Source organism: Streptomyces sp. TM32 (assembly GCF_004122755.1).
GTDB lineage: Bacteria > Actinomycetota > Actinomycetes > Streptomycetales > Streptomycetaceae > Streptomyces > Streptomyces sioyaensis.
Map to the genome: position 1 here is coordinate 1 of NZ_SDIG01000005.1, position 14,630 is coordinate 14,630.

General features: G+C 71.4%; 12 protein-coding genes. 7 read left to right on the forward strand and 5 right to left on the reverse strand.

Annotated features, from left to right (window positions below):
- The first annotated feature begins 53 nt into the window (after nt 1-53).
- Complete coding sequence (locus tag EST92_RS02125) at nt 54-608, forward strand: isochorismatase family protein (RefSeq protein WP_129279275.1); 555 nt, start codon at nt 54-56, stop codon at nt 606-608.
- A 56-nt stretch (nt 609-664) separates the two neighbouring features.
- Here EST92_RS02125 and EST92_RS02130 read toward each other — a convergent pair whose 3' ends face one another.
- Nucleotides 665-2,152: an amidase gene (locus tag EST92_RS02130; protein ID WP_129279276.1), complete on the reverse strand. Its 1,488-nt coding sequence runs from the start codon at nt 2,150-2,152 to the stop codon at nt 665-667.
- Between the two features lie 200 nt (nt 2,153-2,352).
- Entirely contained in the window at nt 2,353-4,230 is a 1,878-nt protein-coding gene (ggt, locus tag EST92_RS02135; RefSeq protein ID WP_129279277.1) for a gamma-glutamyltransferase, read from the reverse strand.
- Between the two features lie 342 nt (nt 4,231-4,572).
- Between ggt and EST92_RS02140 the strand changes: the two genes are divergently transcribed.
- Both EST92_RS02140 and EST92_RS02145 read left to right on the forward strand, forming a co-directional pair.
- Nucleotides 4,573-5,316 (forward strand): hypothetical protein, encoded by a 744-nt coding sequence (locus tag EST92_RS02140; protein WP_129279278.1) that lies wholly within the window; start codon nt 4,573-4,575, stop codon nt 5,314-5,316.
- 97 nt (nt 5,317-5,413) lie between these two features.
- Nucleotides 5,414-6,277, forward strand: a complete 864-nt coding sequence (locus EST92_RS02145; RefSeq protein WP_129279279.1) for a polysaccharide deacetylase family protein — start codon at nt 5,414-5,416, stop codon at nt 6,275-6,277.
- A 350-nt stretch (nt 6,278-6,627) separates the two neighbouring features.
- Here EST92_RS02145 and EST92_RS02150 read toward each other — a convergent pair whose 3' ends face one another.
- A complete protein-coding gene (locus EST92_RS02150) occupies nt 6,628-7,365 on the reverse strand; it encodes an SDR family oxidoreductase (RefSeq protein ID WP_129279280.1) in 738 nt (245 codons plus the stop codon).
- Nucleotides 7,366-7,600: 235 nt separating this feature from the next.
- Nucleotides 7,601-7,888 carry an antibiotic biosynthesis monooxygenase gene (locus EST92_RS02155; protein ID WP_129279281.1) on the reverse strand — a complete coding sequence of 96 codons (288 nt, stop codon included), beginning with the start codon at nt 7,886-7,888 and terminating at the stop codon, nt 7,601-7,603.
- Between the two features lie 97 nt (nt 7,889-7,985).
- On the opposite strand from EST92_RS02155, the gene EST92_RS02160 reads away from it, so the two are divergent.
- On the forward strand, nt 7,986-8,558 hold the full coding sequence (locus EST92_RS02160; protein WP_129279282.1) for a TetR/AcrR family transcriptional regulator: 573 nt from the start codon (nt 7,986-7,988) through the stop codon (nt 8,556-8,558).
- Nucleotides 8,559-8,617: 59 nt separating this feature from the next.
- On the opposite strand, the gene EST92_RS02165 is transcribed toward EST92_RS02160, so the two are convergent.
- Complete coding sequence (locus tag EST92_RS02165; RefSeq protein WP_129279283.1) at nt 8,618-9,880, reverse strand: hypothetical protein; 1,263 nt, start codon at nt 9,878-9,880, stop codon at nt 8,618-8,620.
- Between the two features lie 838 nt (nt 9,881-10,718).
- Here EST92_RS02165 and EST92_RS02170 point away from each other — a divergent pair.
- Genes EST92_RS02170 through EST92_RS02180 form a run of 3 tightly spaced genes read left to right on the forward strand, consistent with a single transcriptional unit; the run spans nt 10,719 to nt 14,449 of the window.
- The gene (locus tag EST92_RS02170; RefSeq protein ID WP_129279284.1) at nt 10,719-12,137 is read left to right on the forward strand and encodes an arylsulfotransferase family protein; all 1,419 of its coding nucleotides are present in this window, start codon (nt 10,719-10,721) and stop codon (nt 12,135-12,137) included.
- Between the two features lie 33 nt (nt 12,138-12,170).
- Nucleotides 12,171-13,040: a hypothetical protein gene (locus EST92_RS02175; protein WP_216849063.1), complete on the forward strand. Its 870-nt coding sequence runs from the start codon at nt 12,171-12,173 to the stop codon at nt 13,038-13,040.
- Nucleotides 13,041-13,099: 59 nt separating this feature from the next.
- Nucleotides 13,100-14,449, forward strand: a complete 1,350-nt coding sequence (locus tag EST92_RS02180) for an FAD-binding oxidoreductase (RefSeq protein WP_129279285.1) — start codon at nt 13,100-13,102, stop codon at nt 14,447-14,449.
- Nucleotides 14,450-14,630 lie beyond the last annotated feature (181 nt).

The following is a 14,630-nucleotide window of genomic DNA, read 5'->3' on the forward strand; positions in this document are numbered from 1 at the left end:
CCCCCCCACCCCGGTCACCACACCACCATCCGTCACCACACGAAGGAGCACCCATGCCCGCCACCACCCTCGACGCCACGACCGCCCTGGTTCTGATCGATCTGCAGCACGGCATCGCCGGTCTGCCCTGCATCCCGCTGCCCTCCGCCGAGGTCATCGGGCGCGGCGCCCGGCTGGCCGCCGCGTTCCGGGCGCACCGGCTGCCCGTCGTCCTGGTGAACGTCACGGGCGGGGCGCCGGGCCGTACCGAGACCGCACGTCCGGGCGGCACCCCGCCCGCCGACTGGGCGGAGCTGGTGCCCGAGCTCGGCCGGCAGAACGGCGACATCCTCGTCACCAAGCAGCAGTGGGGCGCCTTCCACGGCACGAACCTGGACCTGGAGCTGCGCCGCCGCGGCGTCACCCAGGTCGTCCTCGCCGGCATCGCCACCAGCATCGGGGTCGAGTCCACCGCCCGTGCCGCGCACGAGCACGGCTACCACGTCACCGTCGCCACCGACGCGGTGACCGACCTGGACGCCGACACCCACCGCAACAGCGTGGAGAAGATCTTCCCGCGGCTCGGCGAGACCGCCACGACCGAGGCGATCCTCGCGCTGCTCGGCTGAGGCTCAGCGCGGGTCCTTCGGAACGGCCCGGATGATCCGGAAGACCCGCCCCGGGCTCAGCGCGGGACGCCGTCGAGCCGCTCCGGGTGTCCGGGCGGACGCCGCTCGTGCCAGCGCAGATCGTCCTGGAGCTGGGCGGCCAGCGAGATCAGCAGGGGCTCGGCGTGGGCCGGGCCCAGCAACTGGGCGCCCAACGGCAGGCCGTCGGCGCTGAATCCCGCGGGCACGCTCACGCCCGGCCAGCCGAGGACGTTCCACGGCCAGGCGTACGGGCAGGCAGCGATCATGGCCTGATCCGTACGCCAGCCGTTGAGCTTGGCGAGGGTGCCGATGCGCGGGGGCGGGGTGGCCGTGGTCGGCGTCAGCAGGACGTCGTAGGGGCCGAACAGCGCGCCGATACGGGACTGTTGGCGCCGCTCGACGGCGCGCGCCCGGCGCAGGACCGGACCGCCGAGCAGCCGGCCCATCCGCGCCGCCCCCCGCGTCCGGCGGTCCAGCAGGGAGCGGTCGGGGACCCGGTCCGCCCACTCCCCCACGCCGGCCGTGGCGCGCGGGACGAAGGCGAGCCCGACCAGTCCGTAGTCCGGTTCGGCCTCCTCGACGAAGTGCCCCAGGCGGGCCAGGGTGCGGGCCACCCCGGTCACCGCGGCCCGGACATCGGGGTGCAGCGGCTTGCGGGTGAAGGTGAGGGCCGCCTTCCAGGACAGCGCGATCCGCAGCCGGCCCGGGTCGCGGCCGGCCGCCTCGCGGGCCGCGATGGCGGGCGGCCGGTGCAGATCGCCGTCGTGGTTGCCGCTGGCCACGTCCAGCAGCAGCGCCGCGTCCTCGACCGTACGGGCCAGCGGTCCGATGCCGGTGATGCCCTGGAAGGACTCGGGGTCGGGCCAGGTGGAGATGCGGCCGCGCTGGGGCTTGATGCCGACGAGGTGGGACCAGGCGGCGGGGATCCGGACCGAGCCGGCGCCGTCGGTGCCGAGCGCGGCCGGCACCAGCCCGGCCGCGACCGCCGCGGCCGAGCCGCCGGACGAGCCGCCCGGGGTGTGGGCGAGGTTCCAGGGGTTGCAGGTGTTGCCGAACGCCGGGCCCTCGGTGAACGGCCACTGCCCCAGTTCGCACGCGTTGGTCTTGCCGACGATGATCGCGCCGGCCGCGCGCAGCCGCCGGACGACCTCGGCATCGCGCTCCTTGGGCGGGAACTCGCCGGCGCAGCCGAACGCGGTCGGCTCGCCCGCCACGTCGGTGTCGTCCTTGACCGCGACCGGCACCCCGAGCAGCGGCAGCCGCTCCCCCGCCGCCAGCCTGCGGTCGGCCTCCGCGGCCTCCGCCATCGCCGCCTCGGCCCGTACCCGCCGGAAGGCATTGACCGTGCCCTGGGTGGCCGCGATGCGCTCCAGCGTCCGCCGGACCAGCGCGGTCGAGGTCACCCGCCCTTCGGCCAGCGCCCGCGCCTGCTCGGCGAGGCCCTCCAACTCCCCGGCCGGTGCACCGATGTGCCGGGCCGGGGCCGCCCCGGTCTCGCTTTCCTGGCTCTCGTCAACGCTCACGCTGCGTGCCCTCCCTGGGACCGCTCATTCGAACGAACGGTCCCAGGAGGCTAATCGCCACTTCGATCACCATCAACGGCGCCGCGCGGGGCGGCACATCGACGACACACGGACGGCACACAGGGGCCGGGCGGGTATCGGCGGTGTGTCGTCCGGGTCACCCACCGCGGGGCGGGGGCCGGGCGCACCCGCCGGCGCCGTCACTCCGGGTGGACGACCATCGCCGAACCGCCGCCGCGCCGTACCTTCTCGGCCGCGGCCAGCCAGCGGCCGTCCGGCAGCCGCTGGATGCCGGTGGCCGACCCGATCTCCGGGTTCGGCTTGAAGGCATGGCCGAGCGCTTCGAGTTGGGTGCGCAGCGGGCTGTTCCACAGGGCGGGTTCGAGGTCGGTCCGTTCCGCGTTGCGCTGGCTGGCCCGCGGTGCGGCGATCGCGTCGACCAGCGGCATCCCCCGGTCGAAGTGGTTGACCAGGGTCTGCAGCACGGTGGTGATGATGGTCGCGCCGCCGGGCGAGCCGAGCGCCACCACCGGCCGGCCGTGGCGCAGCACGATCGTCGGCGACATGGACGACCGCGGCCGCTTGCCGGGGCCGGGCAGGTTCGGGTCGCTCCACTCCGTTCCGCCTCTGCTCTGTTGTGAGTCCTTGGAAGCAGAGCGTCCGGCCGGGTAGGCGGGCGCGAAGGAGAAGTCGGTGAGCTCGTTGTTGAGCAGGAAGCCGCGGCCCGGGACGACGATGCCGCTGCCGCCGGTCTGCTCGATGGTCAGGGTGTAGGCGACGACGTTGCCCCACTTGTCGGCGACCGTCAGATGGGTGGTGTTCGGTCCCTCGTACGTCGTCGGGGTGGCCTTGCCGGCACTGCCGCAGGGCTTCGGGTGGCGCGGGTCGCCGGGCGCCAGCGGGCTGGTCAGGGCCTTGTCGTCGCGGATCAGGCAGGCCCGGGAGTCGGCGAACCGCTGGGAGGTCAGGCCCTTGGTCGGTACGTTCTCCTGCGCCGGGTCACCGACCCAGCGCCCGCGGTCGGCGAAGGCGATCCGGCTCGCCTCCAGGTACCGGTGCAGATACTGCTGCTCGCTCAGCCGCGAGAGATCGCTCTTCTCCAGGATGTTGAGCGCCTCGGCGACGGAGGTGCCGCCGGAGGAGGACGGCGCCATGCCGTAGACATCGAGGCCGCGGTAGCGGGTGTGGGTCGGCGCCTGGCCCAGGACCCGGTAGGCCCGCAGATCACCCGCGGTCAGCTTGCCGGGCCGCACCCTGCGGGTGGAGCCGGGGCGCACCGGCGGCTTCCGGACGGTACGGACGAGGTCGCGGCCCAGCGCGCCGTCGTAGAGCGCGCCGACGCCCTTGTGCGCCAACTCCCCGTACGTACGCGCCAGATCGGGGTTCTTCAGGGTCGAGCCGACGGCCGGCAGCTTGCCGCCGGGCAGGAAGAGGCCGGCGGTCGCCGGGAAGTCCCGGAAGCGCGCCTCGTTGTCCGCGGTCTGCTGACGGAAAGTGGCGTCGACCGTGAACCCGTCGGCGGCCAGCTTGCGGGCCGGGCCCAGCACCTGGCCCAGGGACCGGCTGCCCCACGTGCGCAGGGCGGTGTCCCAGGTGGCGGGGGTCCCCGGGGTGCCGACGCCCAACCCGCTGGTGACGGCCTGGTCGAAGGGGAGCGGGGTGCCGTTCTCCAGGAAGAGGTCCTTGCCGGCCGAGCGCGGGGCGGTCTCCCGGCCGTCAAGGGTGCGTATCGAGTGGGATCCGGCCTGGTAGTAGACGAAGTAGCCGCCCCCGCCGATGCCCGCGGAGTAGGGCTCGGTGACGCCGAGGGCGGCGGCGGTGGCGACCGCGGCGTCCACGGCGTTGCCGCCCTTCCTGAGCACCGAGATGCCGGCGGCGGAGGCGTCCGGGTCGACGCTGGAGACGGCCCCGCCGTAGCCGACGGCGACCGGGGACTTCTCCGGTGCGGCGGTGGCGCGGCCCCGGGCCGCATCGGGGCGCGGTGGCGCGGCGGACCCGGCGGCGGCCGGAATCGCCACCATGGAGCCGGCCAGCGCTGCGGCCGCTCCCAGGACGGTGAGGCGTCGGGCTCTGGTCATACCGGGATTCCTCCAAGGGCCTGCGAGGGGCGGCGAGGGCCGGAGCCTACTCGCGTGCACAGCGCCCCGACAGAGGGTGTTCTGGAAGCGGTACGCCCATGTCCGTACGGATCGGCCGCCCGCACGGCGTACGGATCGGCTGCGCTCTGCACGTACGGCCCGGCTGCCCTCTGCACGTACGAACCGGCCGCTCGTGCGCGTACGGATCAGCTCCGCGCTCGTGCACGGATGAGCTGCGCGTTTGTGCACGGATCCGGTACGCCCGCACGGACCAGGACAAGCCGCCCCGGCGCCCCGCCCGCCCTCGAACACGCACCCGGACTGCCGCTACGCTCCCCGGCCATGGACGACACCCTGAAGCTTCTGACCGCCGCGGCCGTTGCCCTCCTGGTGGGCCTGGCCGTCGGCTGGGCCGTGCGAGCGGCGGCCGTCCGCCACAAGCACAGCCGTGAACAGGCCTTCTTCGGGCTGCCGGCCGGTTCGGAGTGTGTGCTGGTCACCCACCGGGACAGCTCCTCGGCGCACTGGAGCATCCCGCGCCCCGACGCCCTGGCGCTGCTGGGTCTCGCCGGGGTGATCGAGAGCTGCGGCGCCCACCCCGAGGTCGCTCCGCACGACACCGGGCTCCAGGGCTTCGGGGCGCGCACCGAGTTCTGCGTCGGCGACCCGACCGCGCACCGCAGGCTGGCCGCCCATCTGGCCAATCTGCTGCCGGGGGTCGCGGTGCATCCGGGCGACGAGTCCGGCGCGGGCCGCGGCACCTTCACCATCGGCGGCTCGACGTACCGGGTGGAGCCCGGCGCCGTCGAGTACGTGCTGCTGGCCCGGCTGCGGGCCGGTGAGGGCGACCGTCCGGTGTTCCTGGCGGCCGGCCAGCGCCCGGTCACCCACCGGGCCGCGGTCAACCATCTGGTCCGCAACCGCGCCCGGCTGGCCCGGAAGCACGGCGCCGAGGGGCAGTTCTGCCTGCTGCTGAAGGTGGTCAACTCGCAGGCGTACGGGCCCGATGTCGTCGAGCTGGTCGCCGACGTCAGCAAGGCCGCGACCACGGCCGCGGAGCCGAAGGGCCACCGGGCGGCGGCCTGAGCGCGGGCGCCCGGCCGTGCGGGCCGATCGGGTACGGAACCCGCCCGCCCCGTGTCGCTCCCGCCGCCCCGGAAGGCCGCATGAGAGCACCTGAAGGGTGACCTCCGATGAGCACACACGTGCCAGGCGGGCGTTCCTTCAGGCCGCGCTCGTGCTCGGTACGCTCGCCGTCGGCCGCGTGCTGTTCCCGTCCGGCGCCGTGGAGACGGATGGCCCGCACCGCACCCGTCCGTCGGCGCCCCGTACCGCGGGAGCCGACCCGCCGGCGGGCGCCGGTCGGTCCGCCACGGCCGGCGGCCCGGACGGTCACCGGCTGCGCCCGATGGCCGGCGAGACCTCCCGTTCCGGTCCGGGCGCCTCGCCACCGCACCCCGATGTCGCCTTCACGCTGTCCACCGACCGCCGCGAGATCTTCCTGACCTTCGACGACGGTCCGCACCCCCGTCACACCCCCGACATCTTGCGGATCTTGCACCGCCACGACGCCCGCGCCACGTTCTTCGTCATCGGCGAGAACGCCGTCGCATTCCCGGACCTGCTGCGGGACATCGCCGACGAGGGGCATGCCGTCGCCAACCACACCTGGACCCATCCGCAGCTCACCACGCTGCCGCCGGGTGACGTACGCAGCGAACTCGGCCGCACCAGCAGCCTGCTCGAAGAGGTCCTCGGCAGCGCCCCCGACCTGGCCCGCGCCCCGTACGGCGCATGGGACGAGCCGTCGCTGAGCATCTGCAACGACCTGGGCATGTCGCCCGTCGGCTGGGCGGTCGACTCGCAGGACTGGACGACCCCCGGCGCCGACTTCATCGCCGACACCGTCCTGTCCGAGATCGGCCCCGGCGCGATCGTCCTGTCGCACGACGGCGGCGGCGAGCGCACCCAGACCGTCCAGGCGCTGGAGTGGTATCTGCCACGCCTGCTGGACGACGGCTTCCGTCCGATCCGCATCGAGCCGTGACGCCCCGGCCCCTGGCGACGGCCTGAGGAGGGCCCACACGACGGCCGCACGACGGGACAGTGTTCGCGCCGCCCAGTACGGCCGCCCGGCAGCGCAAGGTGAGAGCCGTCACCCCGCACGCCGGAAGCTCACCCTATGGTTTATCGTTCAATTGGAAGCGGCGCCGCACGACGGCGCCCGCGGGCCCTCCCCCGGGGAAGCCGGCCCACCACCGCGCGGCAGAATCCCGGCGGCCGTCGCCGTCACCACTCCGCGCCCCCGAGCCGCCCCGGCCGAATTCCCCCGTTCGGCCGGGGCTTCCCCTTTTCCCGGCCGGGCGCCTTTTCCCGGCCGGGCGCCGGTCCGGTCGCTCAGCGCAGGTACGACGCCCCGTTGACGTCGAGCACCGCCCCGGAGACCCAGACCGCCGCCGGCGAGGCGAGGTAGTGCACGGCGGACGCCACCTCCTGCGGGGAGGCGACCCGGCCGAACGGGCTCTGCTGCCGCACCTCGTCCGTCAGCCGGTCCGCGACCCGCTCGGTGGCCACGAACCCGGGCGCCACGGAGGCCACGCCGATGCCGTACGGCGCCAGATGGACCGCCAGCGACTGCCCCATCGCGTGCAGCGCCGCCTTCGACGCGCCATAGGCCGGATGGTCCGGCTCGCCCCGGAACGCGCCCCGCGACCCGATGTTGACGATCCGCCCCGCCACCTCCCGCTCGATCATGTTCCGCGCCACGCAGTGCGTCACGTGCGCCGCCCCGAGCAGATTCACGTCCACCAGGCGCCGCCAGATCCGCTGCCAGTCCTCGAAGGACGTGCGGTCCAGCGGGTGCGGCTCATTGGCGGCCGCATTGTTGACGAGCACATCGACCCCGCCCAGCCCGTCCACGGCCGCCTCGACGATCGCCGCCGCCCCCTCCGGCGTCCCCACATCGCCCTGCACGAGGACGTGCCCGCTGCCGGCCAGCCCCTCGAACGCCTCCTGGGCCGCCTCCCGCCGCGACGCGTAATGCAGCGCGACCCGGTCCCCGTGCGCGGCGAACATCTCCGCAACCGCCCGGCCGATCCCCCGCGAGGCCCCGGTCACCAGCACCGCCCGGCTCATCGGACGCCCTCCGCGCGCCCACCCGCACGGCAGCAACAGGCCGAACGGCTGCGGGACATGCAGAACTCACCGGACACCCAGGGACGGTTCATCAACAGATCGGTCCTTACCTCGTGCCGTGCCACGAATGATCGTAAGGAAAGGAATCGTACGGAGCCGCACGGGAAGCAGGAACGACCGGGAAGCAGGAACGGCCGGGCGGACGCGGCGAAGCCGCGCGACGCCCCTGGTCGGTTCAGCACGACACGAGGAAGTGGACCTCGCGGGGCCTGACCTCCAGGTCGCTCAGGCCCTCGGGGGTCGCGCCCATCTCGCGGCCGACCTCGGCCGCCGCCGAGAAGGCCTCCTCGGACTCGAACGCGCCGGTGGTGACGACCGCCTCGCGGTCCGGGGTGACCCAGACCCCGACGGACAGGAAGCCGGGCTGGCGCCGCGTCGCATCGGCGACCTGGTGGCAGTGGTGAACGAACTCCTCCAGGTGCTCGGGGGCGGGGTAGTGGAAGGCAACGAAACCGAATGACACAGGTGTCCCCTCTCGCGTTATACGATGCCGTACAACGCGAGCTTAGGCTGTTATACGGCTCCGTACAACAGGTCGGACAGGGTGAGGTGAGCCACCGATGGGCGCATTGCGCACACCGCGGGAGAAGTGGGTCGAGGCAGGGCTGCAGGCGCTGGCCGCGGGCGGGGTGGACACGGTGCGGGTCGAGGCACTCGCCAAGGCGCTGGGGGTGACCAAGGGCGGCTTCTACGGGTACTTCGCCGACCGCGACGCCCTGCTGACCGAGATGCTGGACACCTGGGAGCGCGAGAGCGTCGACGACGTCGTCGACCGGGTGGAGCGGGAGGGCGCCGACGCGCGGGACAAGGTCCGCTTGGCCGGGCAGCTCACCTTCTCCAGCGACCGCCTGCTCCCCATCGACCTGGCCGTCCGCGAATGGGCCCGGCGCGATCACACCGTCGCCGACCGCCTCCGCCGCGTGGACAACAAGCGCATGCAGTTGGCGCGCGACGCGATCGGCACCTTCTGCGCCGACCCCGACGAGGTCGAGGCCCGTGCCCTGCTCGCCTTCTGCACGGCCATCGGCAGCCACTTCCTCGCCGCCGACCACCCCGGCCGCGACCGCGCCCCGGTCATCGCCCGCGCCGCCGACATCATCCTCGACGTGCCGCGTGGCAAACCCGCTGGATGACATCTCCCCCGGCCCCGCGATGCCGCGGCACCGGGCGGCGCGGCCGCGAGCCGGTGCGCTCAGGACTTCAGCGGAAAGAGCTGCCGCAGGCGTGCCTGAATCAGCGGGAGGCCGACGACGGGGACGTCATAGTGGCCGGCTCCCTCGAAAATGGCGAGGTTGATGTCGTTTGCGTTGGCCAGCATCTTGTTGACGACGTGGTAGGTGACAGTGGCCGGGCTGGTGATGTCATCGGTCCCATAGAGCCAGAGGACCGACCCCGGCAGTGTCGAGTTCTCAAGCTTTCCTTGGTTGCGTGCGAAGAATCGCCTGTTCTCCGGCAACGAGTTCGGGGCGTCTCCACGAATTCCCGGATATGACGCCAAGCGGTGCGAGGGCGAGGAATTCAGGTAGTTTTTGATGTCGCGCTTGACCTTGGCATTCAGATCGTCGATACACGTCCGCCAGTCCTGCTGATAGAATTTCAGCATATTCTGGCCGTAGATCCGTTCGGGATCGATGCCATATCCCGCATAGCGTTGGGTTTTCGTGAAGTAGATGGTTTCCGCGTTGGCGAAGACCAGCTGCGAGATCTGATGGTCCGTGGGCACGGTCCCGGGTTTGGAGGCGTTGGCGATGTCCCGCCACAGGACCTTGTTCATGGCGGGGACGTCCGGGACGGGGGCGAGGGCGATCGTGCCCCGATAGTCCAGCGCGGGCTCTGCTTTCTTTGGCAACCGGGAGTAGTACGCGGCCGCGAGCGCGGAAAATCCCCCTTCGGACCAGCCGGCCGGCACCCATTCCCCGGACGCTCGGCCGCCGAGATACCGTTTCGCGGCAACTGCGGCGAAGACCATGGACTTGCCCTCGCTGGAGAGATGATAATAGCCGTGCCCGGTGGTGACGCCGGCCGCCGTCGGGCCCAGCCCCTCGTAATCCGGGGCCACGACAGCAATTCCCATCTTCAGGACGGCCGCCAACAACGCGGCGTTCGGCCCGTCCGCCCATTTTCCGTGTTCCTGGAGCTGGACGCTCGGTGCGCACTCCGGGGCCCATCCGACGGTCCCGTGACCCCAGACGAGAAGCGGCCAGCCGCCGGCCGGCGGAGATTTTCTGGGCGTGAACAGCATGGCGGTCGCCTTGATCCGGTTTCCCTGAATTCCCGGCATGCGGTAGACGACCAGTTTCCCGTCGGCCACGGTCGACAGTTCGCGGGGCACGTTGCGCAGTGGTGTGGGAGTGCCCACCACGTCGCCGTTGCCCGAGGTTGCCCCGGAACCGTCGGAGTTTCCCGGGGACGTGACGAACCCGCAGCCGGTGAGGACCATGACCAGCAGCAGCACGGCCGCCGGCCTGACGGACCGTCCGATGCGTCGTCCCCTGGGGCCGCCCGCCCGACGGCCGCCTTCCTGGAGGAGGCCCCGTTCCTTGGGAAAGCTCGCTTCCTTGGGAAGGCCCCCTTCTGCGGAAAGGAAGGGGCGGACGCACGGCCGGAGCGGAAGTGGGTGCCCGGCGGCTTCGCGCTTTGCTGATGACCGCACCTGTGCCTGCTTCCTTTTCGTGTCGTCCTTCTCCCGGGCCGTACACAGGAATGCCCCATGCCGGGAGCCGTGCTCTGTGACGGTAGGCATCGACGGCTCGTTCGCGCCTGCCCAGGCGGCGGTCTGATGGCCCGTTGGGGGGCTCTGGGCCACGTGTTGTGCGCCGATCTGATGGCCCGTTGGGACGGCCTGACCTCGTAGGCCGCTGTCATGCGGGCGATGTTCACACACCGTCAGCCGGGGCGGTGAACGCTCCACCGGACGGCGTCTCCAGCGGGCGGCGGCCGACCGCAGTGCTTAGCGTCGCCAGCAAGCGCAGCTCTCCCGGTTCTGCATCGTGCTGGCGGACGTTCCCGGGCGGCTCAGGAAGGTGACACCTCGCGTGGGAGAGATGATGGCAAAGGGAAAGCCGTGGGCCGGCAGGGCCACGAAGCGGATGAGCCGCACCGCAGGGACCTGCACACTCGCCGTGGGGCTCGCCTTCGCGGGCTGTGTGGTGCCCGCCGAGGCGAGTTCGCCACCGGGGCCCCGCTTGTGTGCGACCGTGCCGGCGCCTCCGACGGGAAGCCCCCCTGCACCGGAGCTGATCACTTCGGGCCCCGGCGTGTGGAGCTTCGTCTCCGCGCCACGGCTTCATCCCATGCGCGTCAGCGTGACCGCGCAGCGGCGGGGAACGGCACCCGGGAACATCTTCGTCGGCCCGTACACCATCAGCAGCCCGATGATCGGCCAGACCGGAGCGCTGATTTCCGAGAACTCCGGTGCGCCGGTCTGGTTCCGTCCGCTGCCCTCGACCAGCCTTCAGAACGCCGACTTCAAGGTGCAGACGTACTACAACCGCCGGAGCCGCCGGGCAGAGCCCGTGCTGACCTGGTGGCAGGGGTCCATCGCGATTCCGCCCGCGTACACCAACCTGCCGGGCGGCGCCCCCGAACCGGGCGGGTGCTACTACATCTACGACAGCCACTACCGCCTGGTCCGAACGGTTTTCGCCCGGCACGGCTTCCATCCGGACGAGCACGAATTCATCCTGACCCGCAGAGGAACCGCACTGTTCATCGCGACCAAGCCGATCCCCATGGACCTCAGGCGCTACGGCGGTCCGGAGAACGGCGCCATTCTGGACAGCGAGGTGCAGGAGGTCGACCTCGCCACGGGGGAACTCGTCTTCTCGTGGGACATCCTCGATCACGTCGATCCGGCCGACTCCGAGGTGCCCGCCTCCGATGCGTCGTCATCCGGAGGAGTGTGGGACGCCTACCACATGAACTCGATCGACGAGGGGCCCCACGGTGAAGTGCTGGTCTCGTCACGCAACATGTGGGCGGCCTACGACATCTCCAGACGGGACGGCCGGATCCGCTGGCAACTCGGCGGGAAGAAAAGCGACTTCACCTTCGGGCCGAACGCGGACTTCTTCTGGCAGCACGACGTCAGATTCCGGCCGGGACGCCGGATCAGCATGTTCGACGACGGCTGCTGCAACCAGCCGGGCGGCACACCGGAGCAGGAGTCACACGGCCTGATCCTCAACATCGACTTCGCGCACCGCCGGGCGACCGTGGACCAGACCTACTACCACGCACCACCCTTGTTCTCCGCCTCCCAAGGAAACACCCAGGCCCTTCCGCACGGGAACCAGTTCATCGGGTGGGGGCAGAACTCCTACTACTCGGAGTACGCCTATCCGGGAAACTCCCCGTACAACGGCACGCAAAACCTCCTCTATGACGCGCAGATGCCGGGCTCCGACATCTCCTACCGTGCCTTCCGCTACCGATGGGTCGGCAAGCCGTACTACCCACCGAGTGCAGCGGTACGGGCCAGTGGCGGACGCAGCGTCGTCTTCGCCTCGTGGAACGGCTCCACGGAGACCAGAGGGTGGCAACTGCTCGCCGGGCCCCGTCCCCGCTCGCTGCGGGTCGTCGGACGCGCCCCCCGCACCGGGTTCGAGACGGCGCTCGCGACAGCGAACCCGGGCCCGTACTTCCAGGTCAGGGCGCTTGACGCGCACGGGCGGGTGCTCGGTGTGTCGAGAATCGTGACACCGGCCGGATGACCGCGACCACGACACCACGAGAGCGGGTGCAGCATGGCTGACCTTGCGGAACCACGGCCCGACCCGGACCGGCGGCCCCACCTGGGAATGCAGGCCGGCGAACTCGACGGCAAGTGGTATGCGGCGTACTGGAATCCGGTGATGGCGCCGCTGCCGGAGCACGTCCGGGAGGCGCTCGCACTCGGTCCGCAGGCGCCGCCGCTGTGCCTGGACTTCGACGCCGCGGCAACACTGAGCGACGCCGGCTACCACGACCTGGAGAACGGCTACAGCCTCTTCGACGACGGTTCGATGCACATCGCCACGCTGACCCGTATGCCCGGGGTCTCCCCGGCCATGCTGGACTGGTGGTTCTGGTGGCACGCCACCGAGACCCAGCGGTACAAGCTGTGGTATCCGCGGGCCCACCTCTATGCGGAATGGGCCGGAGAAACGGTGGCGCCCGACGCCCCCTACCGCGAGAGGTACCTCGGGGGCACGTCCTTCGTCGATGAATACGTCGGCAATGCGCTCGGCGAGCTGGCCATTCGTTTCGTCCCGCCCCGCCGGTTCGGGTTCAGCGACGAGAGCCTCGATCCGGACGAGGCGACCGCGGTCTGTGGGACGGTCGGCCTGTCCCGCATCCCGCTCGACTGGGGCTACTTGATCCATCACGTACGCCGGGTGCAGGGCGGCAGCGAGATGCGCTCACGCTTCTGGATGGGCGGCAGGTACGTCACGCCCCGCGGCGGAGCATCCCTGACCGGTGAGCTCGACACGGCTGCGGAGGGCCTGCGGAAACTCGGCGCGGAGCAGGCTCGCGCGATGGTCGTGCACTGCTCCCAGGAAATGAACCACCTCGCCGCGTTCCTTCCGGACATCTTCGATGAGTTCACCCGCAAGGAATCGGCCGACCAGCTGTAAGCAGTTCCGAGCAGGAGCCCTTTCGCGGAAGAGACCGAAGGGCCCGGAGGGAGAAAACCATGACCCCCCAGATCGAAGGGAGGGTGTTGCGGAGAGGCGACTACCGCTACGAAAGCCTGCGCCGGGAAGCCTGCTGGCACGCGGGCGTGCCGGACCGGTACCCGGAAGTGATCGTTCTGGCGAACAACGAGGACGACGTCGTCGGCGCGGTCGCACTCGCCAGGCAGGAGGGCCTGCAGCTCGCGGTGCGCTCCGGCGGCCACAGCTGGTCCGCCTCGCACCTGCGTGACGACACGGTTCTGATCGACCTCTCGAACCTACGGCAGGTGACGGTCGACCAGGAGACGATGACCGGCACCGCCCAGCCCGGTATCAAGGGGTCGGAACTCAACGCGATGCTGACCGAACGCCAGCTCTTCTTCCCCACGGGCCACTGCACCGGCGTGTCCATCGGCGGATATTTGCTGCAAGGCGGATTCGCCTGGGCCGGGCGGGACTACGGACCGGCCTGCATGTCCGTCACCGGTATCGACGCGGTCACCGCCGCCGGCGAACGGGTGCACGCCGACGAGAGGGAGAACCCGGACCTGTTCTGGGCGGCCCGCGGCGCCGGCCCCGGTTTCTTCGCCGTCGTCACCCGGTTCCACCTCACGCTCCGTCCGCGCATGCGGACCACGATGAACAGCGGCTACTTCTGGCCGGCCTCGGCCGCGCAGGACGTCTACGGCTTCGTGCACGAGATCGGCCGCCGGACACCGACGGAGATCAATCTCCTGTGCAGCCGCGACCCGATGACCCGCGACGAGCCACTCCTCGCCCTGAACGCGACGGCCTTCACCGACACCGAGGAAGAGGCCCGGGAACAGCTGTCGCTCTTCGAGTCCTGTCCCGCACGCGCCCAGACGCTCGCGACCCGGCTCAACGAGGTGACGGACACCGGCACCCTGAGCCGCTTCGGCACCGACACGCACTACGACGAGACCAAGCGCTATCTGGCCGACAACATGTGGACCCACGCCTCCTTCGACGACCTGTGGCCCAACTTCGAGGAGATGCTGAAGACCTGGCCGCCGGCGCCGTCGCACCTGGTGATGTTCAACTGGGGAGGCTACGAGGGAGCGCCCGCACGCCCGTCGATGGCCTACTCCGTGGAGGACGACCTCTATTACGGGCTCTACGCGGCCTGGTCCGATCCGGCCGACGACGACAGGTACACCAGGTGGGTGACCGACCACATGCGCGCATGGGAGCCGTACGCCAGTGGCATCCAGCTGGCCGACGAGAACCTGCTCAACCGCCCGTACCGCTTCGTCACCGACGAGAACCTCCGTCGGCTCGACGACCTCCGCGGCACCTGGGATCCCGACGGGATGTTCGTGCCGTGGCTCGGCCGCCCTGCTGAGGGCTGACGCTGCAAAACGCAGGAGGCCGCGCCCAGCCCAGCCGTATGCCGACGCCGACTCCGTCTCCTGCCGGGCGGCCCCCCGCACCACCGTGCACCCGTCCGGCCGACACCCGGATCCCCGGTGGACATGCCGCGGCGGCCGGACCGCCGTTGAATGCTGACTGTCCGCATGTGCCAGGAGGGCC

Bases quoted from the DNA above. Each gene is read 5' to 3' on its own strand.
- EST92_RS02175 (WP_216849063.1), top strand. From the start codon at position 12,171: ATGGCTGACCTTGCGGAACCACGGCCCGACCCGGACCGGCGGCCCCAC.
- EST92_RS02125 (WP_129279275.1), top strand. From the start codon at position 54: ATGCCCGCCACCACCCTCGACGCCACGACCGCCCTGGTTCTGATCGAT.
- EST92_RS02160 (WP_129279282.1), top strand. From the start codon at position 7,986: ATGGGCGCATTGCGCACACCGCGGGAGAAGTGGGTCGAGGCAGGGCTG.
- EST92_RS02170 (WP_129279284.1), top strand. From the start codon at position 10,719: ATGCGCGTCAGCGTGACCGCGCAGCGGCGGGGAACGGCACCCGGGAAC.
- ggt (WP_129279277.1), bottom strand. From the start codon at position 4,230: ATGACCAGAGCCCGACGCCTCACCGTCCTGGGAGCGGCCGCAGCGCTG.
- EST92_RS02140 (WP_129279278.1), top strand. From the start codon at position 4,573: ATGGACGACACCCTGAAGCTTCTGACCGCCGCGGCCGTTGCCCTCCTG.
- EST92_RS02150 (WP_129279280.1), bottom strand. From the start codon at position 7,365: ATGAGCCGGGCGGTGCTGGTGACCGGGGCCTCGCGGGGGATCGGCCGG.
- EST92_RS02180 (WP_129279285.1), top strand. From the start codon at position 13,100: ATGACCCCCCAGATCGAAGGGAGGGTGTTGCGGAGAGGCGACTACCGC.